The sequence below is a fragment of the Rhodoblastus acidophilus genome (assembly GCF_025961575.1).
Lineage (GTDB): Bacteria > Pseudomonadota > Alphaproteobacteria > Rhizobiales > Beijerinckiaceae > Rhodoblastus > Rhodoblastus acidophilus_C.
Genome location: NZ_JAOQNX010000011.1, coordinates 85,609 through 110,923 on the forward strand (window position 1 = coordinate 85,609; position 25,315 = coordinate 110,923).

The 25,315-nt window shown below is 61.2% G+C and carries 30 protein-coding genes; 9 read left to right on the plus strand and 21 right to left on the minus strand.

Annotated features, from left to right (window positions below; all coding sequences use genetic code 11):
- Positions 1-11 precede the first annotated feature (11 nt).
- Positions 12-1,817, minus strand: a complete 1,806-nt coding sequence (locus M2320_RS09910) for an ABC-F family ATP-binding cassette domain-containing protein (protein ID WP_264597127.1) — start codon at positions 1,815-1,817, stop codon at positions 12-14.
- A 100-nt stretch (positions 1,818-1,917) separates the two neighbouring features.
- Here M2320_RS09910 and pgi point away from each other — a divergent pair, with 100 nt between their 5' ends.
- Positions 1,918-3,561, plus strand: a complete 1,644-nt coding sequence (pgi, locus tag M2320_RS09915) for a glucose-6-phosphate isomerase (protein WP_264597128.1) — start codon at positions 1,918-1,920, stop codon at positions 3,559-3,561.
- Here the strand turns inward: pgi and M2320_RS09920 are convergent, their stop codons facing one another.
- The 10 genes from M2320_RS09920 to ccmA form a co-directional block, all read right to left on the minus strand.
- Positions 3,562-3,879, minus strand: coding sequence for an HPr family phosphocarrier protein (locus tag M2320_RS09920; protein WP_264597129.1), 318 nt, complete (start codon positions 3,877-3,879; stop codon positions 3,562-3,564).
- A gap of 5 nt (positions 3,880-3,884) precedes the next feature.
- Positions 3,885-4,286 (minus strand): PTS sugar transporter subunit IIA, encoded by a 402-nt coding sequence (locus tag M2320_RS09925; protein WP_184429788.1) that lies wholly within the window; start codon positions 4,284-4,286, stop codon positions 3,885-3,887.
- Positions 4,287-4,437: 151 nt separating this feature from the next.
- The gene (locus M2320_RS09930) at positions 4,438-4,944 is read right to left on the minus strand and encodes an HPr kinase/phosphorylase (RefSeq protein WP_264597130.1); all 507 of its coding nucleotides are present in this window, start codon (positions 4,942-4,944) and stop codon (positions 4,438-4,440) included.
- A 2-nt stretch (positions 4,945-4,946) separates the two neighbouring features.
- The gene (gene cmk / locus M2320_RS09935; RefSeq protein ID WP_264597131.1) at positions 4,947-5,585 is read right to left on the minus strand and encodes a (d)CMP kinase; all 639 of its coding nucleotides are present in this window, start codon (positions 5,583-5,585) and stop codon (positions 4,947-4,949) included.
- Entirely contained in the window at positions 5,585-6,925 is a 1,341-nt protein-coding gene (gene aroA, locus M2320_RS09940) for a 3-phosphoshikimate 1-carboxyvinyltransferase (RefSeq protein WP_264597132.1), read from the minus strand. The genes cmk and aroA overlap by 1 nt, the downstream gene beginning before the upstream one ends.
- Before the next feature lie 2 nt (positions 6,926-6,927).
- The gene (locus M2320_RS09945) at positions 6,928-7,509 is read right to left on the minus strand and encodes a DsbE family thiol:disulfide interchange protein (protein WP_264597133.1); all 582 of its coding nucleotides are present in this window, start codon (positions 7,507-7,509) and stop codon (positions 6,928-6,930) included.
- Complete coding sequence (gene ccmD / locus M2320_RS09950; RefSeq protein ID WP_264597134.1) at positions 7,506-7,649, minus strand: heme exporter protein CcmD; 144 nt, start codon at positions 7,647-7,649, stop codon at positions 7,506-7,508. Before ccmD ends, M2320_RS09945 begins: the two co-directional genes overlap by 4 nt.
- Complete coding sequence (locus M2320_RS09955) at positions 7,646-8,389, minus strand: heme ABC transporter permease (protein WP_264597135.1); 744 nt, start codon at positions 8,387-8,389, stop codon at positions 7,646-7,648. The genes ccmD and M2320_RS09955 overlap by 4 nt, the downstream gene beginning before the upstream one ends.
- 61 nt (positions 8,390-8,450) lie before the next feature.
- Positions 8,451-9,122 carry a heme exporter protein CcmB gene (gene ccmB, locus M2320_RS09960; RefSeq protein WP_264597136.1) on the minus strand — a complete coding sequence of 224 codons (672 nt, stop codon included), beginning with the start codon at positions 9,120-9,122 and terminating at the stop codon, positions 8,451-8,453.
- Positions 9,122-9,775 (minus strand): heme ABC exporter ATP-binding protein CcmA, encoded by a 654-nt coding sequence (ccmA, locus tag M2320_RS09965; protein ID WP_264597137.1) that lies wholly within the window; start codon positions 9,773-9,775, stop codon positions 9,122-9,124. The genes ccmB and ccmA overlap by 1 nt, the downstream gene beginning before the upstream one ends.
- A 139-nt stretch (positions 9,776-9,914) precedes the next feature.
- Here ccmA and acnA point away from each other — a divergent pair, with 139 nt between their 5' ends.
- On the plus strand, positions 9,915-12,641 hold the full coding sequence (gene acnA, locus M2320_RS09970; protein WP_264597138.1) for an aconitate hydratase AcnA: 2,727 nt from the start codon (positions 9,915-9,917) through the stop codon (positions 12,639-12,641).
- 44 nt (positions 12,642-12,685) lie between these two features.
- Here acnA and mepA read toward each other — a convergent pair whose 3' ends face one another.
- The gene (gene mepA, locus M2320_RS09975) at positions 12,686-13,678 is read right to left on the minus strand and encodes a penicillin-insensitive murein endopeptidase (protein ID WP_264597139.1); all 993 of its coding nucleotides are present in this window, start codon (positions 13,676-13,678) and stop codon (positions 12,686-12,688) included.
- Between the two features lie 51 nt (positions 13,679-13,729).
- Here mepA and M2320_RS09980 point away from each other — a divergent pair, with 51 nt between their 5' ends.
- Positions 13,730-14,287, plus strand: a complete 558-nt coding sequence (locus M2320_RS09980; protein ID WP_264597140.1) for a L,D-transpeptidase — start codon at positions 13,730-13,732, stop codon at positions 14,285-14,287.
- Positions 14,288-14,297: 10 nt separating this feature from the next.
- Here the strand turns inward: M2320_RS09980 and M2320_RS09985 are convergent, their stop codons facing one another.
- The 9 genes from M2320_RS09985 to hisB are packed head-to-tail and all read right to left on the minus strand — an operon-like array spanning position 14,298 to position 20,275.
- Positions 14,298-14,561 (minus strand): SemiSWEET family sugar transporter, encoded by a 264-nt coding sequence (locus M2320_RS09985; protein WP_264597141.1) that lies wholly within the window; start codon positions 14,559-14,561, stop codon positions 14,298-14,300.
- 32 nt (positions 14,562-14,593) lie between these two features.
- Positions 14,594-15,682, minus strand: a complete 1,089-nt coding sequence (gene hrcA / locus M2320_RS09990) for a heat-inducible transcriptional repressor HrcA (protein WP_264597142.1) — start codon at positions 15,680-15,682, stop codon at positions 14,594-14,596.
- A 27-nt stretch (positions 15,683-15,709) separates the two neighbouring features.
- Positions 15,710-16,699: a type I pantothenate kinase gene (gene coaA / locus M2320_RS09995; RefSeq protein WP_264597143.1), complete on the minus strand. Its 990-nt coding sequence runs from the start codon at positions 16,697-16,699 to the stop codon at positions 15,710-15,712.
- Between the two features lie 16 nt (positions 16,700-16,715).
- Positions 16,716-17,045, minus strand: coding sequence for a phosphoribosyl-ATP diphosphatase (locus M2320_RS10000; protein WP_184429774.1), 330 nt, complete (start codon positions 17,043-17,045; stop codon positions 16,716-16,718).
- On the minus strand, positions 17,042-17,824 hold the full coding sequence (gene hisF, locus M2320_RS10005; RefSeq protein ID WP_184429773.1) for an imidazole glycerol phosphate synthase subunit HisF: 783 nt from the start codon (positions 17,822-17,824) through the stop codon (positions 17,042-17,044). Before hisF ends, M2320_RS10000 begins: the two co-directional genes overlap by 4 nt.
- Positions 17,825-17,844: 20 nt before the next feature.
- Entirely contained in the window at positions 17,845-18,585 is a 741-nt protein-coding gene (gene hisA, locus M2320_RS10010) for a 1-(5-phosphoribosyl)-5-[(5-phosphoribosylamino)methylideneamino]imidazole-4-carboxamide isomerase (protein WP_184429772.1), read from the minus strand.
- Positions 18,582-19,232: an imidazole glycerol phosphate synthase subunit HisH gene (gene hisH, locus M2320_RS10015; protein WP_264597144.1), complete on the minus strand. Its 651-nt coding sequence runs from the start codon at positions 19,230-19,232 to the stop codon at positions 18,582-18,584. The genes hisA and hisH overlap by 4 nt, the downstream gene beginning before the upstream one ends.
- Entirely contained in the window at positions 19,229-19,669 is a 441-nt protein-coding gene (locus M2320_RS10020) for a DUF2628 domain-containing protein (protein ID WP_184429770.1), read from the minus strand. Before M2320_RS10020 ends, hisH begins: the two co-directional genes overlap by 4 nt.
- Before the next feature lie 15 nt (positions 19,670-19,684).
- Positions 19,685-20,275 (minus strand): imidazoleglycerol-phosphate dehydratase HisB, encoded by a 591-nt coding sequence (hisB, locus tag M2320_RS10025; protein ID WP_264597145.1) that lies wholly within the window; start codon positions 20,273-20,275, stop codon positions 19,685-19,687.
- A 140-nt stretch (positions 20,276-20,415) separates the two neighbouring features.
- Between hisB and hslV the strand changes: the two genes are divergently transcribed.
- From hslV to rimI, 6 genes are all read left to right on the plus strand, one after another.
- Entirely contained in the window at positions 20,416-20,985 is a 570-nt protein-coding gene (hslV, locus tag M2320_RS10030) for an ATP-dependent protease subunit HslV (protein WP_264597146.1), read from the plus strand.
- Positions 20,986-20,998: 13 nt separating this feature from the next.
- Entirely contained in the window at positions 20,999-22,300 is a 1,302-nt protein-coding gene (gene hslU, locus M2320_RS10035) for an ATP-dependent protease ATPase subunit HslU (RefSeq protein WP_264597147.1), read from the plus strand.
- Positions 22,301-22,395: 95 nt separating this feature from the next.
- A complete protein-coding gene (gene trpS, locus M2320_RS10040; RefSeq protein WP_264597148.1) occupies positions 22,396-23,430 on the plus strand; it encodes a tryptophan--tRNA ligase in 1,035 nt (344 codons plus the stop codon).
- Positions 23,431-23,523: 93 nt separating this feature from the next.
- Entirely contained in the window at positions 23,524-24,084 is a 561-nt protein-coding gene (locus M2320_RS10045) for a NifU family protein (protein WP_264597149.1), read from the plus strand.
- A 33-nt stretch (positions 24,085-24,117) separates the two neighbouring features.
- Entirely contained in the window at positions 24,118-24,804 is a 687-nt protein-coding gene (gene tsaB / locus M2320_RS10050) for a tRNA (adenosine(37)-N6)-threonylcarbamoyltransferase complex dimerization subunit type 1 TsaB (RefSeq protein WP_264597150.1), read from the plus strand.
- Positions 24,801-25,286: a ribosomal protein S18-alanine N-acetyltransferase gene (gene rimI / locus M2320_RS10055; protein ID WP_264597151.1), complete on the plus strand. Its 486-nt coding sequence runs from the start codon at positions 24,801-24,803 to the stop codon at positions 25,284-25,286. Before tsaB ends, rimI begins: the two co-directional genes overlap by 4 nt.
- Positions 25,287-25,315 lie beyond the last annotated feature (29 nt).

Sequence of the window (25,315 nt, forward strand, 5' to 3'; positions counted from 1 at the left end):
GCGCGTTGAAATTATGGCTCTAAGGTTTCACGCAATATTTCCAGTTCGAGCCATCGATCTTCTGAAGCCACGAGTTCCGACTCAACTTTGGCGAGGAGCGCCGTCGCTTCGGCGAATCGCTTGGGATCACGTGCGTAAAGCCCGTGGTCGTCAAGAATTTCGTGCAGCTTCGCCAGTTTTGCGCGCAGCTGCTCCATGTGCGCGGGAAGCGTCTCCAACGCATGTTTTTCGCTGAAGGATAAACGACGCTTGCTCGCGGTGTTCCGCGGTTGCTCGATCTTTTGCGCCTTTTTGGCCGACGCTGGTGGTGTTCGCGGCTCCGCTGCCGAAGCGCCGCGTTGGCGCAACATGTCAGAATAGCCGCCCGCATATTCGATCCACAGGCCGTCGCCCTCGCTGGCGAGGACGGTCCCGGCGATGCGATCGAGAAAGTCGCGATCGTGGCTCACCAAGAGAAGCGTGCCGGGATAATCGCTGAGTGTTTCCTGAAGAAGATCAAGCGTCTCCAAGTCGAGGTCGTTGGTCGGCTCGTCCAGGACAAGGAAATTCGAGGGTTGCGCAAGCGCGCGCGCCAGAAGCAGCCGAGCGCGTTCGCCGCCAGAAAGGTTCTTGGTCGGCGTGCGCGCCTGTTCGGGCGGGAACAAGAAATCTTTCATGTAGCCGATGACATGTTTCCGCTCGCCATTGATCTCCACCCAATCGGAGCCGCCGCCCGTGAGCGTGTCCGCTAACGTGGCGTCGGGATCGAGCGCCGCGCGGCGCTGGTCGAGGCTCGCCATCTGCAAATTGGAGCCGAGTCGAACGGAGCCCGAATCCGGAGGCTCGACGCCGGTGAGCATGTTGATCAGCGTGGTCTTGCCTGCCCCGTTGGGGCCGACCAGCGCAAGGCGGTCTCCCCGTAAAATTCTTAACGACAGATTCTTGACGATGGGTCGAGCGTCGAACGCCTTGCCTATTTTCTCCGCCTCGACCACCAGCTTTCCGGACACCAGGCCCTCAGCGACCGAAATCTTGACGTCGCCGATCGCGCGTTTGGCGCTCTGCCTCGCCTCGCGTAGCGCTCCCAATTCGGCCATTCTTCTCACATTGCGCTTGCGACGAGCGGTGACGCCGTAACGAACCCAATGCTCTTCAGCGACAATCTTGCGGTCGAGCTTTTGCGCATCGCGCTCTTCCTGTTCGAGCAAGGAGTCTCGCCATGCCTCGAATTCTGCGAAGCCGCGCTCGAGCCGCCGCGTCGCGCCACGGTCGAGCCAGACAGTTTTTCGTGAAAGGTTTTGTAGAAAGCGCCGATCGTGGCTGATCAGGACCAATGCGGAACGCAACTGCCCGAGTTCGCTCTCCAGCCATTCGATCGCCGGAAGATCCAGGTGGTTGGTCGGTTCGTCCAGCAGCAGAATGTCCGGTTCGGGGGCCAGGGCGCGCGCCAGCGCCGCCCGCCGCGCTTCGCCGCCGGAGAGCGTCCCTGGGTTTTCAGTTCCCGTCAAACCCAGCGCATCCAACAGGTAGTGGGCGCGATAATCAGCGTCGCTCGGACCCAGCCCGGCGGCGACAAAGGAATACACGTCGGGGAATCCCGACAGATTCGGTTCCTGAGGCAGGTAGCGCACCGAAGCATCCGGCTGGAGGAAACGCGTCCCTCGATCAGGCTCGATTTCGCCCGCAGCGATTTTCAAGAGCGTCGATTTGCCCGAACCGTTTCGCCCGACCAGACAAATGCGGTCACCGCGCTCGACCGAGAGGTCGGCGGCGTCGATCAGGGGCTTGCCGCCAAGCGTAAGAGCGACGTCTTGTAATGTTAGGAGAGGAGGAGCCATGGTCTCTAGTTAAGGAAAAGCGCGTCACTGGCAAGCCACCCTATTGTTTTTGGGCTGAGACGGGTAAGCTTTCTCGTCGAACGCCAATTCAGAGGCTGAAATGAATCGCCCGCAAGCCGCCGCCGCTCTCGCTGTTCTCGAAGCGCACCGCGTCGAGGTCGCCAAAAAGCGCACCATTGATTTGTTCGCCGAGGACCCCCGGCGATTTCAGGATTTCTCGGCAGGTCTAGACGACCTCCTCTATGATTATTCAAAAAACCGTCTGACGAAAGCGACACTCCATCATCTCTTTGACCTCGCGCGCATCTGTCAGCTTGAGAAGCGCCGCGACGCCCTATTCGGCGGGGAAAAGGTCAATATCACCGAAAAGCGCGCCGCGCTTCACGTGGCGCTGCGCAACTTTTCCGGTCAGGCGATCCTGGTCGACGGCAAAAATGTCATGCCGGATGTGCTGGCGGAGCGCGCCAAATTTCTGGCCTTTGCCGACGCAATACGCTCTGAGCGCTTTGTCGGCGCAACCGGCGAAAAATTCACGGACGTCGTCAACATCGGCATTGGCGGCTCCGACCTCGGGCCGGCGATGGCGGCGCGCGCCCTCTCGCCCTATGCCGCGCCGGGTCTGAATGCGCATTTTGTCTCCAACGTTGATGGCTCTGACATCGGCGATACGCTGAAACAGCTCGATCCCTGCCGCACACTCTTCGTCGTCTCCTCAAAGACCTTCACCACCCAGGAGACGCTCAAGAACGCCCAGAGCGCGCGTCACTGGCTGGTCGCGGCCTTGGGCGAGGCCGCCGTGGCGAACCATTTCGCGGCGGTTTCGACGCGGCTCGACAAGGTCGCCGCATTCGGAATTTTGCCGGATCGTGTGTTTGGATTCTGGGACTGGGTTGGCGGGCGCTATTCCATGTGGTCTGCGATCGGCCTCAGCCTCGCGATCCTCATCGGACCCGCCCATTTCGAGGATTTCTTGCGCGGCGGCTTCGACGTCGACGAACATTTCCGGACGGCGCCGCTCGCGGAGAATATCCCTGTACTGATGGGGCTGATCGGCGTCTGGCATCGAAACGTCTGGGGCTTTCCCGCGCAAGCCGTCATTCCCTATGATCAGCGGCTCGCCCGATTCCCCGCCTATCTGCAGCAACTCGACATGGAGTCGAATGGCAAGGGGGTACAACTGAGCGGCGATCCCGTGACTCAGGCGACGGGTCCAATCATTTTTGGCGAACCTGGCACCAACGGCCAGCACGCTTTCTTTCAGCTTCTGCATCAGGGAACGGAGACGACGCCGGTCGACTTCATCGTCGCGGCCGAGGCGAACGAGGCGGACCCCGAGCATCACGTGCTGCTGTTCGCCAATTGCATCGCACAAAGCGAGGCGCTGATGCGCGGGCGCTCTTTGCATGAGGTTCAGGAGATTCTACGGGCGCAGGGCTTGTCCGAGACCGAGGTGGGCGCGCTCGCGCCACACAAGGTGTTTGCTGGCGACCGCCCCTCGTCGACGCTCCTCTATCGCAAGCTGACGCCCAGGACGCTGGGACGCTTGGTCGCGCTTTACGAACACAAGGTTTTTGTTCAGTCAGTGATTTGGAATATCAACCCCTTTGATCAATGGGGGGTTGAATTGGGCAAAGAGCTTTGCAACCGTTTGGCGCCGCTGGTCGCGGATACCAATGGCGATCTCGTCGGTCTCGATCGATCGACCGCGGGTCTGATCGCTGCGCGGAGGACGCTCACCAGCTGACTATTCGTCTTCGCCGAACTTGTTGGCGACCAGGGCTGCGAGCGCTTCGACCGCTTGTCCCGCTTGCGGTCCGGTCGCTGACACTACGATGGACGAACCGATACCCGCGCCCAGGGTCAGTATTCCCATGATTGACTGACCGCCTACGGTCTCGCCGCCGCGAGAAACCGTCACTTCCGCATCGAACTGTTCAACGCAGTGCACGAATTTCGCGGTCGCGCGGGCATGAAGACCCTTGCGATTGATAATTTCCAGTTCTCGGGTGACGGCTCCGGCCGACGACTGAGACACGCCTTGGTTGGACTCCGGCTCGCTCAACTGGCTCACTTCCCACACAATATTTTGCTGGCGATATAGATGTACTTGCGTCCCGCCTCCGCGGCTTGGGTCACCGCCTGATCGAGAGTCGCCTCGCAGCGCACGGAAGCGAGCTTGATCAGCATGGGCAAATTTACGCCCGCGACCACCTCGACTTTGGCGCCGTTCATCACTGATATCGCGAGATTCGAGGGCGTGCCGCCGAACATGTCCGTCAGGATCACGACGCCAGCGCCGGTCTCAACCGTCTTGACGGCCTCGATAATATCGCGCCGACGGGTTTCCATGTCGTCTTCCGGACCAATGGTAATCACCGCCAATTGCGACTGTGGACCGCAAACATGTTCCAACGCCGCTTGAAACTCGGTCGCCAGATGGCCATGCGTCACCAGCACCATGCCGATCATTGATGCCAACCGTCCTGTTCCCGTCTAGCCAGAAAAGTGGCGCCGGGCGCCAGAATGCATTTCCGCCGACAGCGATCTGAAAACCGCCGAAATTTAGGATGGCCATTTTGGTGCTTGCCAACGACTTGGCAAGCAAAATGAGCGCCGGCCGTCATTTTGTCGAAAGACTGTGCAAAAATGCCATGATCGCCGCCGCAGACCGCGAGGTCTCGCGAGCGCACAACCGCAAACGCGGTAGGCTTTTCAATGCGTTGAAATCACAGCATAGCTCGCTTTGCTCCGGCAAACGCCGTCCGCCGCTGCCAGCCAAACGATCTTCGAGATCAATGATCAGCCTGAGGACCGCCTTGAATTCATAGGGTTGCGACAGCAATCCCAGCCCGCGCCACTCAACCAGTCCCGCAGTCCGGGGATGAGCGCTGAGCACAGCTCTGTCATGGAAAATGGCGAACGCCACGCGGTCATCGCTGAGCAACCTGGCGAACCCGCCGTGGATGGTCCAAGCATCAACCAACGCGAGCGCCAGACTGGACTTGCCGGTCCCGGAATCGCCTCGGATGAGCACGCCGGATTCGCCCAGCGCGACGGCGCTGGCGTGAATGTAAGTCGGCTTCTCGCCAGGTTCGTTCACGCCCTGCTCTGTTTTGGCCTCGGTCACAGCTATTTCGTCGCGTCGCCTTGCAATGCGGCTTCGACTATGGCCAAAGCCGCCGCCAAGGCCGCCTCGACATTCATGTCGGTGGTATCCAGGATCTTAGCGTCAAGGGCCGGCTTGAGGGGGGCGTCGCTGCGTTCGCGATCGCGCGCGTCTCGTTTCTTGATGTCGTCCAGAATGGCGTAGTAGTCGACCGCTTCTCCGCGTCCCCGTAACTCAAGGGCGCGCCGCTGAGCCCGCGCCTCAGCGCTGGCGGTCACGAAGATCTTGACTGTCGCGTCCGGCGCGATCACCGTGCCGATGTCACGCCCATCCAAGACGGCCCCCTGGGGGCGACGCGCAAATGCGCGCTGCATGTCAACCAGGGCCGCGCGAACCTCCGGAATGGCGGCTACCACCGAAGCCGCCTCGCCCATTTCGCGACCGCGCAAACGATCTTCATCGAAGTCGATCAACGCCAAGCCCCGCGCGGCGCTCACCGCCTTGACGATGTCGTCCAGTCTCGCGTCGTCGTCCATCAAGGTTCGCGCGGTGGCGCGATACAGCAGTCCCGTGTCGAGATGCGGTAATCCAAAATGTGCGGCGAGGCGGCGGGCGAGAGTTCCCTTGCCGGATGCGGCGGGTCCGTCGAGCGCGATGATCATCAGGAGAAATCCGCGCCGAGTTGCGCCATGAGCGGCTTGAATGTGGGAAAAGAGGTGGCGATCATGGTCTCGTCGTCGACGGTCACAGGCTTTTGCGAGGCCAGGCCCATGACGAGAAAGCTCATCGCGAGCCGATGATCGAGATGGGTTTCGACCAGACCGCCGCCCGGACAGTCGCCGACATCGCCTTCAACGATCAAATCGTCGCCGTCAACAGTCGCCTTGACGCCGTTGGCGAGCAAACCGGCGGCTGTGGCGGCCAGGCGATCAGATTCCTTGACGCGAAGCTCCTGCAAGCCGTTCATCCGCGTCGTGCCGGTCGCGAAAGCCGCGACCACCGCCAAAATGATGTATTCGTCAATCATGGCGGGCGCCCGGTCGGCGGGAACCTCGACACCTTTCAAATTGCTGTAACGGACTCGCAGGTCGGCGACTTGCTCGCCGCCTTCCTCGCGCGTGTCGAGAATCTCGATGTTCGCGCCCATCTCGAGCAGCGTTGTGATGAAGCCTATGCGCAACGGGTTCATCATGACGCCTTCGACCACCACATCTGATCCCTGAACGAGCAGGGCCGCGGCGATCAGAAATGCGGCGGAAGACGGATCGACCGGCACCGCGATCGGCTTGGGCGACAGTTCCGGGCGGCCTTCGAGCGTGATCTTGCGGCCGTGATCGCCGAACGGCTCGGAAGTGACCGCAGCGCCGAAATAGGCGAGCATTTTTTCGGTGTGATCGCGGCTGGCTTCGGCTTCGATGACAGTCGTTCGTCCTCGCGCATTCAACCCGGCCAGCAGGACGGCTGACTTGATCTGCGCCGAAGCCACGGGGGTGCGATATTCAATCGGCGCCGGATCGGGCGTTCCCTTTAGCAAGATCGGACACCTGCCGCCTTCAACCTGTTCCAGGACTTCCGCGCCCATAAGGACGAGGGGATCAAGAATCCGGCGCATCGGCCGCTTGCGCAAAGAGGCGTCGCCGTCGAACCGGGCCGTAATCCCGTGACCGCCGACGACGCCCATCATCAGGCGGGAGCCCGTGCCGGCATTGCCGAAATCGAGTGTTCCCTTTGGTTCGAGCAGCGCGCCGAGGCCGACGCCGCGAATCGTCCATCGTCCTTCGCCGACGCGCTCCACCTTGGCGCCGAGTTGGGCGCAGGCCCGACCTGTGTTCAAGACGTCCTCGCCTTCGAGCAGACCGGAGACTTGGGTTTCCCCGGCGGACAACAGTCCGAGGAGGAACGCCCGGTGCGAAATGCTCTTGTCACCAGGCGGCCGGACGCGTCCTCTCAAGGGTCCGCAGGCCTTTGCGGTCAATGGCTTTGGCGTGATCGCATGTGACATGGTCAGTGAAGCGTCTTTTCGATTTCAGGCAGCACTTTTTCGCGCAGCGCTTGTTCAGTGATCGGACCGGTATATTTGTACGCGATCGTGCCGTCGCCGCGGACGACAAAAGTCTCCGGCACGCCCGTCAGACCCCAGTCGATCGCGGCTCGGCCCTTCAGGTCCATGCCGATCGCAGCGTAGGGATCGCCTTCGCTGGCGAGAAATTTGAGGGCGTTGGCGGGTTCGTCCTTGTAGGCGACGCCAACCAGTTGAACGCCATTGTTTTTCAGCAGCGGGTTTTCAGCGAGCGCACGCAAACTTGGATGCTCGACGCGGCAAGGGCCGCACCACGAGGCGAATAGATTGACGATGGTCGTGTGCCCTTGGCGAAGATCAGCGTCGGAAAGTCCGGGTTTTCCGCTGCCCGGCAACGCTTCCAGGGCGAATGTGGGAGCAGGCCGTCCGATCAGCGGCGAGGGCAGAACAGAGGGATCCCGACCCTGGCGCGCGACGAACATGTAGAGAAACAGCCCTGCGAGCACGGCGAAGCCAATCAGGGGAAGAGCCGAAAGCAAGCTTCTCTTGGCGGGTTGCTCCGTCATGACTGGCTCTCGCGATCGCCGAAGCGGGCGAGTTTGCGTTTCAAGTCCCTGTAATCAAGCGTGATCTTGGCGACCATCGCACTGATCGAGACGGCCGCGAAAGCATAGGCCGCGAAGATGAAGCCGGAATAGTCCTTCACGCCGTCGCCTCCGATTTTTCCTCGGCATGGGCCGCGTCGATGCTCAGTCGACGAAGCCTGCGGCGCAGAATCTCGTTCCGAACGGCCATCAGATGCAAGGTCAGGAACAACAAGGTGAAGGCGACCGCCATGATCAGCAATGGCCAGAGCATGGAGCCGGAGATCGCAGGACCGCCAAGCTTGAAGACGGACGCCGGCTGATGGAGCGTGTTCCACCAATCGACAGAGAATTTGATGATCGGAATGTTCACGACGCCGACCAGGGTGAGAATGGCTGCAGCTCGCGCCGCTTGCGCGGGCTCCTCAATGGTCTGCCAGAGACCGATCAGGCCGAGATAGATCAGGAACAGCACCAGCACCGAGGTCAGGCGCGCATCCCAGACCCACCAGGTTCCCCACATCGGCTTGCCCCACAGGGAGCCCGTGACCAGGCACAACAGGGTGAAGACGGCGCCAAGTGGGGCCGCAGCTTTTTGCGCAGCATCCGCAAGGGGATGGCGCCAGACGATCGTTCCGAGCGCGGCCGAGGTCATGATGACGTAGCACATCATGCTCAGCCAGGCCGAGGGAACGTGAAGGTACATGATCTTGACCGACGATCCCTGCTGGTAGTCGTCGGGCGCGACAAAGAAGGTGAGGCAGAGCCCGGCGGTCAGCAGCAGCGCGGTCGCCGCGGCCAGCCAGGGGATGAGCCGCCCGGCAAGTGCGAGGAAGTTCGTCGGATTGGCGTATTTAAGCATCGCAGACCCATGGGGATGACGCGATTGATTAGGCTTGAGCGCCGATAAAAGCAATCTCCGTTCAGGCGTCACGGGCGCGCAGCGCCGCGGCGGCGGCGAAAGGCGCGCCCGCCAGCGAGGCCAGGGATAGCCCGCTCAGGATCAGCATGGGGATGTGAAACGGCACCGTCCCGCCGGTCGCGGCGGCGGCGCTGGAGACGCCGAAAATCAAAACGGGCGTGGTGAGGGGTAGGATCAAGACCGCCATCAGCAAGCCGCCGCGCCGTAGACCGGCGGTGAGCGCCGCGCCGATGGCGCCGAGCATGGTCAAGGCCGGAGTTCCCGCGAGCAGTGACAGGCTGATCCCCGCGAGCGACGTTGGCTCCATGGCGAGCGTCAAGCCCAGCAGAGGTGACGCGATGACCAGCGGCAGCGCTGTTGCAATCCAATGGGCGACGCATTTGACAACAACAATGAGTTCCAGCGGCGTGGAGGCGGTCAGCAGCAGGTCCAGCGACCCGTCGTCGGCATCGACCTGAAACAAGCGATCCAGTCCAAGCAAGGTTGCAAGCAGGGCGGCGATCCACAGAATCGCGGGACCGATCCTCGACAGAAGGTTGAGGTCGGGACCAATGGCGAAGGGGGTGAGGCTGACGAGGATCAGGAAAAACACGAGGCTCATCGCGCCACCGCCGCCAACTGAGCGGGCGATCCGCAATTCGCGCCAGAACAAGGCCGAGAGAGGCGAGCGCATCAGGCGTTTCCTCCCAGGTTGGACGGCGTGGAGCCCAGATCGAGCGTGGTGGCGTCGATGAGACCGAGCGGGGCGTGTGTCGCGGCGATGATCATGCCTCCCGCAGCCCGGTGTTCCGCGAAAGCCTGTGCAAGGACTTGCTGCGAGGCGACGTCGAGCGCGGTGGCTGGTTCATCCAAAATCCAAAGAGGGCGGGGCGCCATAAAAAGCCGCGCCAAGGCGACGCGCCGCTTCTGTCCCGCGGAGAGGTAAGCGACCGGGAACTCCGCGAGGCGTTTGAGCCCAACGCGCTGAAGAGCCAATTCTGGCGAAGACGCGTCGTTCGATCGAGTAAGCATGTGCGCCCAAAACGCCAGATTTTCGGCCGCCGTAAGCGCCGATTTCAGACCGTCCGCGTGCCCGACGTAGTGGCAAAGTTCGGGCAATGAAATTTCCACCTCGCCGCCCGTGTGGGTCAACTGACCGCCGCTGAGCGGCAGAAAGCCTGCTATCGCACGCAAGAGCGTCGACTTGCCTGCGCCATTCCGACCGAGCGCAACGAGGGCTTCGCCTGCCCGGAGGTCGAAATTGATGTTCTTGACGATGGTGCGCCCGCCGCGATCGACGCATAGGCCGCGCGCGAGCAGGGAGGTCAATGTAAAGGCCTGATTCACTCCGGTGAATTCCTCTGTCTCGCACGCGCCGCCAGCGGCTTTGAACCGAAATGCCACGATTTGGGTTTGTGTAGCGTGCTCAAGCGGAATTATCTATAAATCTTCACGCTTCAATCCCTCTTTATCGGGACCCGCAGCGATGGCCTCTATCGACAGTTTCAAATGCCTCAGGACGCTCAAGGTCGGCGCGAAAGCCTATCATTATTATTCTCTGAAGGCGGCGGAGAAAAACGGGCTTAGTGGCATTTCTAGACTGCCCTATTCCATGAAGGTGCTGCTCGAAAATCTGCTGCGGCACGAGGATGGGCGCTCCGTGACGAGGGATGACATTCTTGGCGTGGCGGACTGGCTGAACAACAAGGGCGCAGTCGAGAAGGAAATCGCGTTCCGGCCTGCGCGCGTTTTGATGCAGGATTTCACGGGCGTTCCCGCGGTGGTCGATCTCGCCGCAATGCGCGATGGCCTCAAATCGCTCGGCGGCGATCCCGAAAAAATCAATCCGCTCGTTCCCGTCGATCTCGTGATCGACCATTCCGTCATCGTCGACCGTTTCGGCTCCAAGAGCGCGCTCAAGCAGAATGTCGAGCTTGAATATGCGCGCAATGGCGAGCGCTACACCTTTTTGAAATGGGGACAGGGCGCGTTCTCCAATTTCTCGGTCGTACCTCCGGGAACCGGCATTTGTCATCAGGTGAACATTGAATATCTCGCCCAGACCGTCTGGACGCGAAAGGAGCGGTTTCAGCCAGCCCGCGGCAAGGCCATCACTGTCGAGGTCGCTTATCCCGATACGGTCGTTGGTACGGATTCTCACACCACCATGGTCAATGGGCTCTCGGTGCTCGGCTGGGGCGTGGGCGGTATCGAGGCGGAAGCCGCTATGCTTGGTCAACCGCAATCCATGCTCTTGCCCGAAGTGATCGGCTTCAGACTGACCGGCAAGTTGAAAGAGGGCGTCACCGCGACCGACCTCGTGCTGACGGTCACACAGATGCTGCGCAACAAAGGGGTTGTCGGCAAATTTGTTGAGTTTTTCGGAGCTGGTCTCGACAATCTGTCGCTGGCGGACCGCGCCACCATCGCGAATATGAGCCCGGAATACGGCGCCACCTGCGGTTTCTTCCCCGTGGATTCCGAGACCATCGACTATCTGGAAAAGACCGGCCGAAAACCGGCGCGCGTGCAGCTTGTCGAGAAATATGCGCGCGCCCAGGGACTGTTCCGGACGCGCGCCGCCGTGGACCCGGTGTTCACCGACACGCTGGAGCTGGATCTCGGGTCCGTGAAGCCCTCGCTTGCCGGGCCCAAGCGGCCGGAAGGGCGCATCGCGCTGGAAGCGGTCGCGTCTGGTTTTTCGGCCGCCATGGAGACGGAATATAAGAAAATCGGCTCCATTTCAGAGCGTTACAGTGTTGAGGGCGCAACGTTCGACATCGGCCATGGCGATGTGGTGATCGCCGCAATCACGTCTTGCACGAATACGTCCAACCCGAGCGTGATGATCGGGGCAGGCCTGCTGGCGCGCAATGCCGTCGCCGCAGGCTTGAAGGTCAAGCCTTGGGTTAAGACTTCGCTTGCGCCAGGGTCTCAGGTGGTCCGCGATTATCTCGCCAAGGCGGGACTGCAAGACGCGCTCGATAAGCTTGGCTTCAACCTCGTGGGCTTTGGTTGTACGACCTGCATCGGAAATTCCGGTCCGTTGCCGGAAGAGATTTCCAAATCCATCAACGCCAATGGCGTTGTTGCGGCGGCGGTGCTTTCCGGCAACCGCAATTTTGAAGGCCGCGTATCGCCCGACGTCCAGGCAAACTATCTCGCTTCGCCGCCGTTGGTCGTCGCTTACGCGCTCGCCGGTTCCGTACAGAAGGATCTGACGAAGGAGCCGATCGGACATACGAAAAAAGGTGAGCCTGTCTTTCTGCGTGATATCTGGCCGACTTCGAAAGAAATCCAGTATTTCGTCCGCAAGAACGTCAGCAAGTCACTGTTCAAGGCGAAATACGCCGACGTGTTCAAGGGCGACGTCAACTGGCGCAGGGTCAAGACACCCCACAGCCAGACCTATGCTTGGGACAACAAGTCCACCTACGTGCAAAATCCTCCCTACTTCAGAGGCATCACGGCGCAACCCACGCCCGTGATCGACATCGAGGGCGCGCGGATTCTTGCGCTGTTCGGCGACAAGATCACCACCGATCACATTTCTCCGGCCGGGTCGATCAAGGCGGCTTCGCCCGCCGGCAAATATCTTCAGGCTCACAAGGTCAAGCCGGAGGATTTCAATCAATATGGAACACGTCGGGGCAATCATGAAGTGATGATGCGCGGCACGTTCGCCAACATCCGAATCAAGAACTTCATGCTTGCCGATGAGAACGGTTCAGTCCCGGAAGGGGGGAACACAAAATACTTCCCCGGCGGCGAAGTGATGCCGATCTATGACGCCGCCATGAAATACGCCAAGTCAAAGACGCCGCTGGTCGTGTTCGCCGGCGTCGAATATGGCAATGGGTCGTCGCGCGACTGGGCCGCTAAGGGGACGAATCTGCTCGGCGTTCGCGCGGTGATCGCCGAAAGTTTTGAACGTATCCACCGTTCGAACCTGGTGGGGATGGGCGTGCTGCCTCTGACGTTCGAGGACGGCGTCACCTGGAAATCGCTTGGCCTGAAGGGAGATGAAATCGTCTGCATTAGGGGCCTAAGCGACCTGAAACCTCGGCAGAAGCTGGAGGCCGAAATCACCTATGCCGATGGCGCGGTGAAAACGGTCAAGTTGAACAACAGAATTTTGACCCTGGACGAACTCGAGTATTACAGGAACGGCGGCATTCTCCATTATGTGCTGCGCCAGCTTGCTGTCGGCTGATTTCGCGAAGCTCCGGATCACAGCACACCCGAAGCCTGCAAGCCTCAGTCGGCGATCAACACCTTCCGGCATTCTGGCGGCAAGGCCGACATGGTCATCGCCGGTCTTGGCTTGGCGTTGGGATTTGGTTGCGGATGAAGAATTGAGGGCTTGAACCAAAAAGCGAGCGATTCGTCGCAGCCATCGCCCGGCGGGACAGGATCCTGCTCCTTGCAGACCTCGCTGCCGTCAGGACATGCGATACGAACATGGAAGTGGTAATTGTGCCCGTAGTACGGGCGCACCTTGTTCAACCATGATCGGTTGCCGGTGGCGTCGCGGCAAAGCGCTTTTTTGATCGCAGCGTTGACGAAAATGCGTTCCACGACGGGATCGAGCGCCGCCGCGCGGATGATCGCGAGCTGCCCTGGCGTCCAAACGGAGCGGTCGACGTCGAGACCGTCGGAGCGGACCATGTTGGTCGCCGACATTTCCTCGCGTTCTCGCCGGGTGAGCTGGCGATCCGGCATCGGAGTCAACCAGATGTCGGCGTCCAGACCGATCTGGTGCGAGGCGTGACCGGTGATCATCGGGCCGCCGCGCGGTTGCGACATGTCGCCGACGAGAATGCCAGGCCAGCCCGCTTCCGTGGGTGCTCTCGCCGAGAGATTTTCAAGGAAACGCACAAGATTGGGATGGCCCCACATGCGATTGCGCGAGATGCGCATGACCTGCCAGGTTTCGCCGTTCACGGGCAAAGCCTTGGCGCCGGCGAGGCAGCCTCGAGAGTAAAAGCCGATCGCTCGCGCCGAAAGATCGGCGGGCTCGGTTGCGCGTCCGAACAGTTCCTTCGCCGGCGTACTCGGATCATTCGGGTTTGCGAGGGGCGGCAAGGGCTTGGGGTCCACCGAGCCGATGGTCTGGCCGAACACTTGGGTTGAGCATAGCAATGTGAAGCCGAGACCTAGAAAGAGTGTGTCACGCCAGCACAGCGACCGAGCGTTTGAATAATTTCCGTCAACCTTTACGCCAGTTTGACCTTTACCCGCGAAGCTCATGCTGCAATCCTATGGAAACAAAGGCTAAGGCCTGGGTCCGTGGGGGCGTTCATGCGTATTTTCATTCGTTTTTTTGCGCTCATTGCAGCGCTGGTCCTTGCGCCAATGGCGGCGCAAGCCAAAGTCCAAATTTCCGTCGACTTGTCTTCCCAGCGCATGGTTGTGAACTCCGGCAGCGGAGCATCCTATTCCTGGCCGATTTCTTCGGCGCGCGCTGGTTATGTCACTCCTCGAGGCACCTATCATCCCACGAGCCTTCAGACGATGCATCGCTCGAAGAAGTATCACAATTCGCCGATGCCTCATTCCATTTTCTTCAACGGTGGCTACGCCATCCACGGAACTTATGCCGTTGGCGCGCTGGGCCGGCCTGCTTCTCACGGATGCATCCGCATCTCGCCGGCCAATGCGGCGACGCTGTTTTCGTTGGTGCGGCAGGAAGGCGCCGTGATCAATATCTATGGCAATGCGCCCGTCCGCCATTATGCGCATGCGCACCACAGAAAGCATGTCCACGTCGCACACCGCTCTTACCACCGGGCCCTTGGCTACGCGCCGGCGCCGACGCAGAGAGTGCAGAGCATTTTTGGCAGCGTGATTCGCGAGTGACGAAAGGGGTTTAGGGAACCGACGGGGGATCGTAACGCAGCTTCAGTCCGATAATCAGAAGATTGAGTAGAATCGTGATCACGTTGAACACGATGATGGATATGGACTGCAGGAGGATCCCGTAGACCAGCCACAAGCTGCAGCCGACCACGAATGCGATCTGCGTCACAAGCGATATCGATTTGGCGTCACGACTCCGCAAGATTTTTACAGCTTGCGGAGTCCAGCACAGGGTTGTCAGGGTGCCGGCGCTGAAGCCGACGATTTCCGTCATGAGATTCATCGCTGATCCTCACCCTGCAGGTCTCAGGGTCCGCCGAACAGGCGCGCGAGCACACGCGCGGTATAGTCGACCATCGGGACAACGCGCGCATAGTTGAGGCGCGTCGGCCCAATTACGCCGAGCACGCCAACGATCCGCCGTTGCGAATCGTGAAAAGGCGCGGCGATCATCGATGATCCGGACAGGGAGAACAATTTGTTTTCCGAACCGATGAAAATTCGAACGCCGTCGCCGTCCTCGGCGCGCGCCAGCAAGTCGATCACGTCGCTCTTTGTTTCGAGGTCGTCGAAGAGCAATTTGATTCGCTCGATGTCGGCCATGGCGCTGACATCTTCCAGGAGATTTGCCTGGCCGCGGACAATGAGGTTTTGCGCGGCGCCCTCGGGACCCGCCCAGATGGCCAGCCCCAGGGAAACCAGCTTCGCCGTGAGCGCGTCGAGTTCAGACTGGGCGGCGGCGCGCGAGGACTCGATCTCTCCGCGCACCTGCGCCAGGGTGCGGCCTTTTACGCGCGCATTCAGGTAATTGCCGGCTTCGACGAGCGCCGATTGCGGGAGGTCTGCAGGAACGGGAAGGATGCGGTTTTCGACGGACCCGTCCTCTGAAACCAGAATCGCCAACGCCTTTTCGGGCTCCAGTCGCACAAAGTCGATTTGTTTCAGCCTATTGTTCTCTTTGCTCGTGAGAACCACGGCGGCGCCGCGCGAAAGGCCGGACAGGAGACTCCCAGCCTCGGCCAAGGCCTCGTCTATGCTCCTCGCCCGCGAGGCCGCATGAATTTGCGCTTCGATCTGGCGGCGGTCGACGTCTGTCAGGTCGCCGATTTGCAGGAGCGAATCGACGAAAAATCTCAGGCCAAGTTCGGTCGGGAGACGGCCAGCGCTGGTGTGCGGCGAAAAAATCAGTCCAAGACTCTCGAGGTCTTGCATGACATTTCGGATGGACGCCGCCGAGAGCGGCATCGGCAAAATGCGCGACAGTTGCCGCGAGCCGACGGGGTCGCCGTTAGCCAGATAAATTTCGACAATGTTGCGAAAAATCTCGCGCGACCGCTCATTCAGTCGCGACAAGGCGCCTGCGCTCGACAAGGGAAAATCTGAATTCGCCGACATCAAGCGTGACTCGTACAGGCCTGAGTTTCAAAGCTTCCGGAGTGCGACCTCTTCGATGCGATGGCTTGGCCCCTTGGTCAGAATGAGACTTGCTCTCGCACGCGTTGGCAAGATGTTTTCATGCAGGTTGCGCAAGTTTATCCGCGTCCAGATGTCTCGCGCGATCTTCTCGGCTTCCTGATCGCTGATGTCGGAATATCTTTTGAAATAGGATTTGGGGTCGCGAAACATGGTCGAACGCAGCCGCATGAAACGGGCGATGTACCATTTCTCCAGCAGCGCCTCGTCGGAGTGCAGGTAGACAGAGAAATCGAAGAAGTCCGAAATGAAAGGCGTTTCCTTGCCATCCCGAGGCGGACGACTCGGCAGGAGGACGTTGACGCCCTCAACGATCAAGATATCCGGGCGGTCGACCGTAATCACCTCGTCAGGAACGATGTCATAAGTCAGATGAGAGTAAACGGGGGCTTCGACTCGCCGTTCTCCGGCCTTGACCGCCGAAAGGAAGCGAAGGAGACGGGCGCTGTCATAGCTCTCCGGAAAACCCTTTCGATCCATCAGGCGTTGGCGCTTGAGCTGGGCATTCGGCAGCAGAAACCCATCGGTCGTGATCAAGTCGACCTTGGGGGTGTTGGGCCAGCGCGACAAAAGCGCCTGCAAAACGCGCGCGGTGGTCGATTTTCCCACGGCGACGGAACCGGCCACACCGATAATGTAGGGAACCTTGCCGTCAGCGCCCAGGAAACGTTGCGTCGCCTTGAAAAGCCCCTGAGTTGCCGCGACGTAGAGGGCCAGCAAGCGCGACAGAGGCAGGTAAATCGCGGCGACCTCGTCCATTGAAATCGGATCGTTGATGGACTGCAACCGGTGAAGGTCGTCAATCGTCAACGTCATCGGGGTGTCGGCGCGCAATCCGGCCCACTCGTCGCGGGTAAACCGGCGATAGGGCGAAAGGTTTTGGCGCGGCTGATCCAGCGCTTCATTTCCGATGTCGCGGACCAACTCGACCAAGGCCATTCTCCGTCTCCGACTTTCACCCCTGGCTGGCGCGGGAGGCCTTTTCCTGATGTCCCGACTGGTGCGTGCGCCGGGCGAGTTCGGCGATCACATCCTGCAACGGAACGCCGCCGTCTTGAAGCAAGACCAATAGATGATACAGCACGTCGGCGGCTTCCATCTTGAGGCCCGCCTTGTCGCGTTCGACCGCCGCGATCACCGCCTCAACCGCCTCTTCGCCGAATTTTTTGGCGATCCGGGAGACGCCGGATTCGAGCAACGACTTGGTGTAGGACTTGTCGGCGGAGGCCTGGGCTCGGCTGGCGATCAGCGCGGCCAAAGTGTCGAGCGTGAAAGGTTCGGTCATTGAACGCTTGAGGTTTGAGGGTCGAGGCGCATGGGCAAGCCGGCTTTCGCCATATAACTCTTGGCCTCGCCTATGGTGAATTCGCCGAAGTGAAAAATGGAGGCGGCAAGGACCGCGCTGGCGTGACCCTCGCGAATCCCGTCGACCAGATGCTCCAGAGTGCCCACGCCGCCGGAGGCGATCACCGGAATGGAAACCGCGTCGGCGATCGTGCGGGTCAGTTCGAGATCGAATCCCGATTTGGCTCCATCTCGATCCATGGAGGTCAACAGGATTTCACCGGCGCCGAGCGACGCGACCTCCTGCGCATAGGCCACCGCGTCAATGCCCGTCGGCTTGCGGCCGCCATGGGTGAAAATTTCCCAGCGTTTGGGTCCGACCTGTTTGGCGTCGATGGCGACGACAATGCACTGGCTGCCGAATTTTTCCGCGCCTTGGCGGACGAAGTCGCGGTTGTGCACGGCGGCCGTCATGATCGAGGCCTTGTCGGCGCCCGCCAGCAGCAGATTGCGGATGTCGTCGATGGTGCGAACGCCGCCACCGACGGTCAAAGGCATGAAGCATGCCTCGGCCGTGCGCCTGACCACGTCAAAAAGAACCCCGCGCTCCTCGTGGCTCGCGGTGATGTCGAGGAAGCAAAGCTCGTCGGCGCCGGCGGCGTCATAGGCGATGGCGCATTCGACGGGGTCGCCGGCGTCGCGCAGATCGACGAAATTCACGCCCTTGACCACACGGCCGTCCTTGACGTCGAGGCAGGGGATCACGCGAGCTTTAAGCAAGATTTGGGACTCCGTTCGCGCTAGGCGGCTTTGCGGGATTTGATCAGGGCGAGCGCCTGCTGGGGGTCGAGGCGGCCATCGTAGAGCGCGCGGCCGGTGATGGCGCCAGCGAGTTTTGCGCAATCGGGCTGCAGCAGCCGCTCGATGTCGGCGATCGACGCCAGGCCACCCGAGGCGATCACTGGGATCACGAGGGCATCTGCCAAGGCCAGGGTCGCCTCGATATTCAAGCCCTTCATCGCGCCGTCACGCGAGATGTCCGTGTAGATGATCGCGGCGACGCCGGCATCCTCGAATCTCTTGCCCAGTTCGACGGCGGTGAGTTCCGATGATTTCGCCCAACCGTCCACGGCGACCAGACCGTCGCGGGCGTCGACGCCGACGGCGATCTTCCCGGGATGCAGACGCGAAGCCTCGCGCACAAAAGCGGGGTCGCGGACGGCGGCGGTGCCGATGATGACGCGATCAACCCCCTTCTTGAGCCAGCCGTCGACGGTGCGCATGTCGCGAATGCCGCCGCCGAGCTGCACTGGCATTTTCTTGAGGCGGCCGAGGATCGCATCCACGGCGTTGGCGTTCATCGGCTTGCCGGCGAAGGCGCCGTCGAGATCGACGACATGGAGATATTCAAATCCCTGGTTCTCGAAATTTTCGGCTTGCGCGGCGGGGTCGTCGTTGAAAACCGTGGCCTGCGCCATGTCGCCATGGATCAGGCGCACGCATTGCCCGCCCTTCAAATCAATCGCCGGAAACAGAATCACGGGCGCCACCTCAAAAAGTTGGAAATCAGCCGCAGACCCATGATCTGGCTTTTTTCGGGATGGAATTGCACGCCGACAACATTGTCCCGGCCGACGATGGCGGTCAGAGGTTCGCCATAGTCGGTGGTCGCCAGCACATGCGCTGGATTGGCGGCGCGCAGATAATAGGAGTGGACGAAATAGGCGTGCAAGCCGGACTCGCCGGTCGGGATATCCGCAAGGATCGGATGCTGAACGTTAGCGCTCAAGCTGTTCCAGCCCATGTGCGGGATTTTCAGCGAGGGGTCTTTGGGTTGGATGGGAGCGACCTCGCCGCCGATCCAGCCCAGCCCGGGCGTGACGCCGTGTTCGAGACCCCGATCCGCCAGCAATTGCATGCCTACGCAAATGCCGAGAAACGGGGTCCCCCGTTTCTGCACGCATTCGGTCAGGGCTTCGAGCATGCCGTCGATCGCGAGCAATCCGCGCCGGCAATCCGCGAAAGCGCCGACGCCGGGCAGAACGATGCGATTCGCGGTTCGGACGGCCTCTGGGTCGCTGACGATGCTGATCGTCTCTCCCGATTCGCCTTCCCGGGCGGCTCTCTCAAAAGCCTTCAGGGCCGAATGCAGGTTGCCGGAGCCATAATCGATGATGGCGACGCTCACGAGCGCGGCTCCTGGCTGAAAGAGGGGTTCGGCGTGGCGGTGAACATGGGCGCGTCTTGCGTCATCTTGGCGTTGATCCGATCAAAATATATGCGTTCGGCGTCCCGCGATGTTTCTCCGAGGCTCAAGCCTTGGAGCAGCATGCCCCGGCGGGACAAAGCATCCTCGCGGGCGCGATCGGCTTCGTAGCCGAAGGCCAATGCGCCCAAAGAATAGACAAGCGCCGCGACGGCGGCGTCAAGACGCAGGGTCGAGGCCAGAACGCCGACGATCACGGTCCAGAGCGCCCAAAGCCCAAGCATGCGCCAGAGCCGATGTCTGAGCGCCCAGACCGGAGTCAACAAGAAGGCCAGGCGATCAAAGCCCTGGCGGACGAAAACCGCGCGTTCGGCGGCGTCAAGCGTCCCCGCAGGCTGATAAACCGAGTAGAGAAACAATGGCGCTTCGCTCGCTCAGAGCGCTCCCTTCGTCGAAGGAATACGATCTGCCTGCCGTTCGTCAATGGCGACGGCGCGGCCGATTGTTCTTGCGACGCCCTTGAAACAGCTTTCGGCGATGTGGTGGTTGTTCACGCCATAAAGCGTCTCGATATGCAGGGTGAGCCCGGCGTTTTGCGCAAAGGCTTGAAAGAACTCCCGCACCAGTTCCGTGTCGAATTCGCCGATCTTGGCGTTGCTGAACGCGGTCTTGAACACGAGAAAAGGGCGTCCGGACACGTCGACGGCAACCCGCGTCAGCGTTTCATCCATGGGGATCATGGCGTCGGCGTAGCGGACGATGCCGCGAAGCTCGCCCAACGCCTGTCGAAACGCCTGACCAAGGGTGATGCCCACATCCTCGACGGTGTGGTGCTGGTCGATGTGGAGGTCGCCCTTCGCCGTGATTTCGAGGTCCATCAGCGAATGACGGGCGAGTTGATCGAGCATATGGTCGAAGAAACCGATGCCGGTCGAGATCCTGCTCACGCCGGCGCCGTCCACGCGAATCTTGACCGAAATCTCGGTTTCCTTGGTTTTGCGCGTGATTTCAGCTTGTCGCGTCATTGTTCCTTCCCGGGCGGAGCAACGTCTCCTTTAGCAAATGGACAGCGCGGGCGCCACTGCGACTTGGTCAGGCCTTGCAAGCCTCGCATGGTCGCAATAGATGCGGTTTGCAGCCGCTTCAGCGTTGCGACGGAGAGCCTATGGCCGACGATTCAAAATCTTCCACGATGCACGCGACCACCATTGTTCTGGTGCGCAAGAATGGGAAGACGGTCATCGCCGGCGACGGGCAGGTGAGTCTTGGCCAGACCATCATCAAGGGCAACGCCCGAAAAGTTCGGCGCCTCGGAAAGGGGCAGGTCATCATCGGCTTCGCCGGCGCCACGGCGGACGCGTTCACGCTGTGCGAGCGGCTCGAGGCCAAGCTGGAGCAATATCCCGGCCAGCTGCTGCGCGCCTGTGTCGAACTGGCGAAGGATTGGCGCACCGATCGCTATCTGCGTCGCCTGGAGGCGATGATGCTGGTGGCCGACAAGACCAGCGCCCTGGTTCTCACCGGGGCTGGTGATGTCCTCGAGCCCGAGCCCCAGGCGCAAGGGTCGGTGATGGGGATCGGCTCCGGCGGAAATTACGCGCTGGCCGCCGGCCGCGCACTGATCGAAACCGATCTGGACGCGGAAACCATCGCGCGCCGGTCTCTGCAGATCGCGGCGGACATTTGCGTCTATACCAACACCAATATCGTCGTCGAAAGCCTCGATTCGCTCTGAGCAGGATAGAACCATGACCGATTTCTCTCCTCGCGAGATCGTTTCGGAACTCGACCGTTTCATCATCGGGCAGAAGGACGCCAAGCGCGCGGTCGCCATCGCGCTGCGCAACCGCTGGCGGCGCCTCAAGCTCGAAGGCATGATGCGCGATGAAGTGCTGCCGAAGAACATTTTGATGATCGGGCCGACCGGATGCGGCAAGACCGAGATCGCCCGCCGGCTGGCGCGACTGGCCAATGCGCCGTTTTTAAAAGTCGAGGCGACGAAATTCACCGAGGTGGGCTATGTGGGGCGCGATGTTGAGCAGATCGTGCGCGATCTCGTCGAGATCGGCATTGCGCTGGTGAAGGAAGGCAAGCGCCGCGAAGTGGCCGCACGTGCGCAACTGGCGGCGGAAGATCGCATTGTCAGCGCGCTGGTCGGTCCGAACGCGAGTTCGGCGACCAAGGATGCGTTTCGGAAAAAATTGCGTGCCGGCGAGATGGAGGACAAGGAGATCGAGATCGAGTTGACAGCGGCGTCCAATCCCGCGCTGCCAATGTTCGACCTACCAAACATGCCGGGCGCCTCCGTCGGCGCCATCTCGCTCGGCGACATTTTCGGCCGGGCCGCTCAACCCAAGCGGCAGCGGATGAAGGTCAAGGAGGCCTATGCGCCGTTGCAGGCGGAGGAGGCCGAAAAATTGCTCGATCAGGAGCAGATCGTGCGACACGCGCTGCGCGAGGTCGAAAACAGCGGCATCGTCTTTCTCGATGAAATCGACAAGATTTGCGCCCGGGACGGCCGCGGGGCCGATGTCTCGCGCGAGGGCGTCCAGCGTGATCTGCTGCCGCTGATCGAGGGCACGACCGTCGCGACCAAGCACGGCGCGGTCAAGACCGACCATATCCTGTTCATCGCCTCGGGCGCCTTCCATGTCGCCAAGCCCTCAGACCTGCTGCCGGAACTGCAGGGCCGGTTGCCGATTCGCGTTGAACTGTCGTCCCTGGACGAAGAGGATTTCAAACGAATCCTGACCCAACCCGAAGCGAGCCTTGTCAAGCAATATCGGGCCCTGATGGCGACAGAGGGGGTGGACCTTCAGTTCACCGATGACGCCATCGACGCCTTGGCGCGCATCGCGGTTCAGGTGAACTCCAGCGTCGAGAACATCGGCGCCCGCCGGTTGCAGACGGTTTTGGAGCGCGTGCTCGACGATGTGAGTTTCTCCGCAAGCGACAATTCCGGCCAGACGGTCGTCGTCGACGGCCCCTATGTGGAGGCGCGCGTCGGCGACCTCGCCGCCAACGTCGATCTGAGCCGCTTCATTCTTTAGTGGCCGGATCTGATGGGCGGCCGATCCGACGGGCCTCTTGCCAGCGGGGCCGCCGAACGCCATAAGACCGCATCTTTCGATCCGTGCGGTCCCAAATGACGAACTTTCCCGAACGCGTCTTCTCCGGAATCCAGCCAACCGGCAATCTGCATCTCGGCAATTATCTCGGCGCCATCGTCAAGTTCGTAGCCTTGCAGAACACGCACGAATGCCTGTTCTGTGTGGTCGACCTCCACGCGATCACCATGCCGCAGGCGCCGGACGAGCTGCGCGACGCCATTCGCCGGATCGCCGCCGCCTATATCGCGTCGGGCGTCGATCCCGCCAAAAACGTCATTTTTAATCAGAGCCAGGTCGCCGAGCACTCGGAGCTTGCCTGGGTGTTCAACTGCGTCGCCCGCATGGGCTGGTTGAACCGCATGACGCAATTCAAGGAAAAGGCCGGCAAGGATCGCGAAAACGTCTCGATTGGCCTGTTCGCCTATCCGACCCTGATGGCCGCCGATATCCTGCTTTACCGCGCAACGCATGTGCCGGTCGGCGAGGACCAGAAGCAGCACATCGAGCTCGCGCGCGACATCGCCCAGAAATTCAACAATGATTACGCCGCCTCGATCGCGGCTCAAGGCCACGGCGACGCCTTCTTCCCGCTGCCCTTGCCGCTGATTCAGGGGCCCGCCGCCCGCGTCATGAGCCTGCGCGACGGCTCGAAGAAAATGTCGAAATCCGACGCGTCCGAATTCTCGCGCATAAACCTTTCCGACGACGCCGACGCGATCAACCAGAAGATTCGCAAGGCCAAGACCGATGCCGAACCGTTGCCGACCGAACTCGAGGGTTTGAAAGGGCGGCCAGAGGCGGAGAATTTGATCGGAATTTTCGCGGCCCTGGCTGACGTTCCCGCGGAAAAGGTGCTGCAGGACTTTGGCGGGGCGCAGTTCTCGTCGTTCAAGCCGGCGCTGGCCGAACTCGCCATTGAGAAACTTGGTTCGATTGGCGCGGAGATGCGCCGGCTCGAGAAAGATCCTGGCTATATCGACCAGGTTCTGCGCGACGGCGCCGTCCGCGCGCGGGCGATCGCGCAACCAATCATGAATCAGGTGAAGGACATCGTCGGCCTGCTGCGTTGAGCTTTTTCCAAAAGCGCTTCCCTTGTCGGGCATAGTCCTTATCTTAGCATCATCCATCTCCGGCCTTGAACCGGGTGAATTCGGAGGCACGCTATGTTCATTCAGACGGAAACCACGCCCAATCCTGCGACGCTGAAATTTCTCCCGGGCGCTTCCGTGTCGCGGGAAGGCGTTTGGGACTTGCGCTCACCCGATGAGGCCAGCGTGTCGCCGCTCGCCCAGGCGATCTTTTCTATTGACGGCGTCAGCGGCGTGTTTCTGGGGTCGGATTTCATTTCGGTCACCAAGGGCGACGGCGACTGGCAAAATCTGAAGCCGGCGATCCTCGGCGCCATTATGGAGCATTTTTTGTCCGGTCGGCCTGTTCTGGTCGCCGAAGCGGGCGCTTCCGGTCCGGCTCCTGCCGAGCAATTCGCTCCCGAGGATGCGGAAACGGTCGAGGCCATCAAACAGCTTCTCGACGAGCGCGTGCGTCCCGCCGTCGCGGGCGATGGCGGCGACATCGTGTTCCGCGCCTTCAAGGACGGCGTGGTCTATCTGCAGATGAAAGGCGCGTGCTCCGGGTGTCCGTCCTCAACGGCGACGCTCAAGCGCGGGATTCAGAATCTGCTGTGTCACTTCCTGCCGCAGGTCAAATCCGTCGAGGAAGCCTGACCTTCATTCATTCTCAGGTTCGGTCGGCCCTCCATGCGCGTCCTCGCGATCGACACATCGCTCCCGGCGGTTTCCGTCTGTATTTACGACGGCGACGCGCAACAGGTGGTGGTTCGCGAGACCTTGCCCATGCAGAAGGGCCACGCCGAGGCGCTCATGCCGATGATGGAGCGGGTCCAGCGCCTTGGCGGCGGCTTCGCTTCACTCGACCGCGTCGCTGTGACCGTCGGTCCGGGCTCGTTCACGGGAATAAGGATCGGCGTCGCCGCGGCGCGTGGGATCGCCCTCGCGTGCGGTATCAAGGCGGTTGGCGTCTCGACGCTTGCGGCCCTGGCGACGCCACTGCTGTTTTCGGCAGATGAACTCATCGTTGTGGCCGCCATCGACGCCTCGCACGGAAATGTCTTTCTGTCGGCCTATAATTCCAACGGCCGGGTCTTGACCTCGCCCCGGCTTATCTCGCTCTCGGATGCGTGCCGCTTGCTGGCCACAGGCCAAGTCATCGCCACCGGAAGCGGCGCAGAAGGCCTGCGGGAGACCGCGAGGGCGCTGGGCCAGGAGATTTTGGTCGACCATTGCGAAGCGTGGCCCGACATTGCGGCTGTGGCGAAATTGGGGGCTGCGGCCGATCCCGAGACCGCGCCGGCGCGCCCGCTTTATCTCAAAGCGCCTGACGTCACTCTTTCCGGAAGGGCGGCCCTTCCGCGCGCAGTCTCATGAAAATTCCAGAACTCCTGCGTCGAAAACCCGACTTTGCTCTTCCCCGGGTCTTGAAGGTCGGCGACGCCGTCGATTGCGCCAGCCTGCATGCGACCGGCTTTGCGCATTCGTGGAGCGCCAGCGAGTTTGAGGCCCTTTTGGCGGACTCGGCGTGCCTGAGCGTTGGCGTGGACACGAAATCGGGCCTTGCCGGCTATCTGATGTCTCGCATCGCCGTGGATGAGGCCGAGGTATTGACGATTGTCGTTGCGCCGGCGATCCGCATGTTCGGCTGCGCGCAGCGTTTGCTTCAGGACCATTTGTCGCGCTTGGCGGCGCGGCGCGTTCAGGTTGTCTTCCTCGAAGTCGATGCGCAAAACCAGGCCGCGCTGGCTCTTTATCGCCGCAACGGCTTCCTGGAGGTCGGTCGGCGCAAGGCTTACTATGCCAGAGCGGACGGCGACCGGGCCGACGCCCTGGTGATGCGGAGAAATCTGGCTTGAGCCGCGCGGGCGCGGCTCAACAATTTGTG

Coding starts and splice junctions, on each gene's coding strand:
- M2320_RS09910 (WP_264597127.1), bottom strand. CDS start 1,817: ATGGCTCCTCCTCTCCTAACATTACAAGACGTCGCTCTTACGCTTGGC.
- pgi (WP_264597128.1), top strand. CDS start 1,918: ATGAATCGCCCGCAAGCCGCCGCCGCTCTCGCTGTTCTCGAAGCGCAC.
- M2320_RS09925 (WP_184429788.1), bottom strand. CDS start 4,286: ATGATCGGCATGGTGCTGGTGACGCATGGCCATCTGGCGACCGAGTTT.
- cmk (WP_264597131.1), bottom strand. CDS start 5,585: ATGATCATCGCGCTCGACGGACCCGCCGCATCCGGCAAGGGAACTCTC.
- aroA (WP_264597132.1), bottom strand. CDS start 6,925: ATGTCACATGCGATCACGCCAAAGCCATTGACCGCAAAGGCCTGCGGA.
- M2320_RS09945 (WP_264597133.1), bottom strand. CDS start 7,509: ATGACGGAGCAACCCGCCAAGAGAAGCTTGCTTTCGGCTCTTCCCCTG.
- M2320_RS09955 (WP_264597135.1), bottom strand. CDS start 8,389: ATGCTTAAATACGCCAATCCGACGAACTTCCTCGCACTTGCCGGGCGG.
- ccmB (WP_264597136.1), bottom strand. CDS start 9,122: ATGCGCTCGCCTCTCTCGGCCTTGTTCTGGCGCGAATTGCGGATCGCC.
- acnA (WP_264597138.1), top strand. CDS start 9,915: ATGGCCTCTATCGACAGTTTCAAATGCCTCAGGACGCTCAAGGTCGGC.
- mepA (WP_264597139.1), bottom strand. CDS start 13,678: ATGAGCTTCGCGGGTAAAGGTCAAACTGGCGTAAAGGTTGACGGAAAT.
- M2320_RS09980 (WP_264597140.1), top strand. CDS start 13,730: ATGCGTATTTTCATTCGTTTTTTTGCGCTCATTGCAGCGCTGGTCCTT.
- M2320_RS09985 (WP_264597141.1), bottom strand. CDS start 14,561: ATGACGGAAATCGTCGGCTTCAGCGCCGGCACCCTGACAACCCTGTGC.
- hrcA (WP_264597142.1), bottom strand. CDS start 15,682: ATGTCGGCGAATTCAGATTTTCCCTTGTCGAGCGCAGGCGCCTTGTCG.
- coaA (WP_264597143.1), bottom strand. CDS start 16,699: ATGGCCTTGGTCGAGTTGGTCCGCGACATCGGAAATGAAGCGCTGGAT.
- M2320_RS10000 (WP_184429774.1), bottom strand. CDS start 17,045: ATGACCGAACCTTTCACGCTCGACACTTTGGCCGCGCTGATCGCCAGC.
- hisB (WP_264597145.1), bottom strand. CDS start 20,275: ATGACGCGACAAGCTGAAATCACGCGCAAAACCAAGGAAACCGAGATT.
- hslV (WP_264597146.1), top strand. CDS start 20,416: ATGGCCGACGATTCAAAATCTTCCACGATGCACGCGACCACCATTGTT.
- hslU (WP_264597147.1), top strand. CDS start 20,999: ATGACCGATTTCTCTCCTCGCGAGATCGTTTCGGAACTCGACCGTTTC.
- trpS (WP_264597148.1), top strand. CDS start 22,396: ATGACGAACTTTCCCGAACGCGTCTTCTCCGGAATCCAGCCAACCGGC.
- M2320_RS10045 (WP_264597149.1), top strand. CDS start 23,524: ATGTTCATTCAGACGGAAACCACGCCCAATCCTGCGACGCTGAAATTT.
- tsaB (WP_264597150.1), top strand. CDS start 24,118: ATGCGCGTCCTCGCGATCGACACATCGCTCCCGGCGGTTTCCGTCTGT.
- rimI (WP_264597151.1), top strand. CDS start 24,801: ATGAAAATTCCAGAACTCCTGCGTCGAAAACCCGACTTTGCTCTTCCC.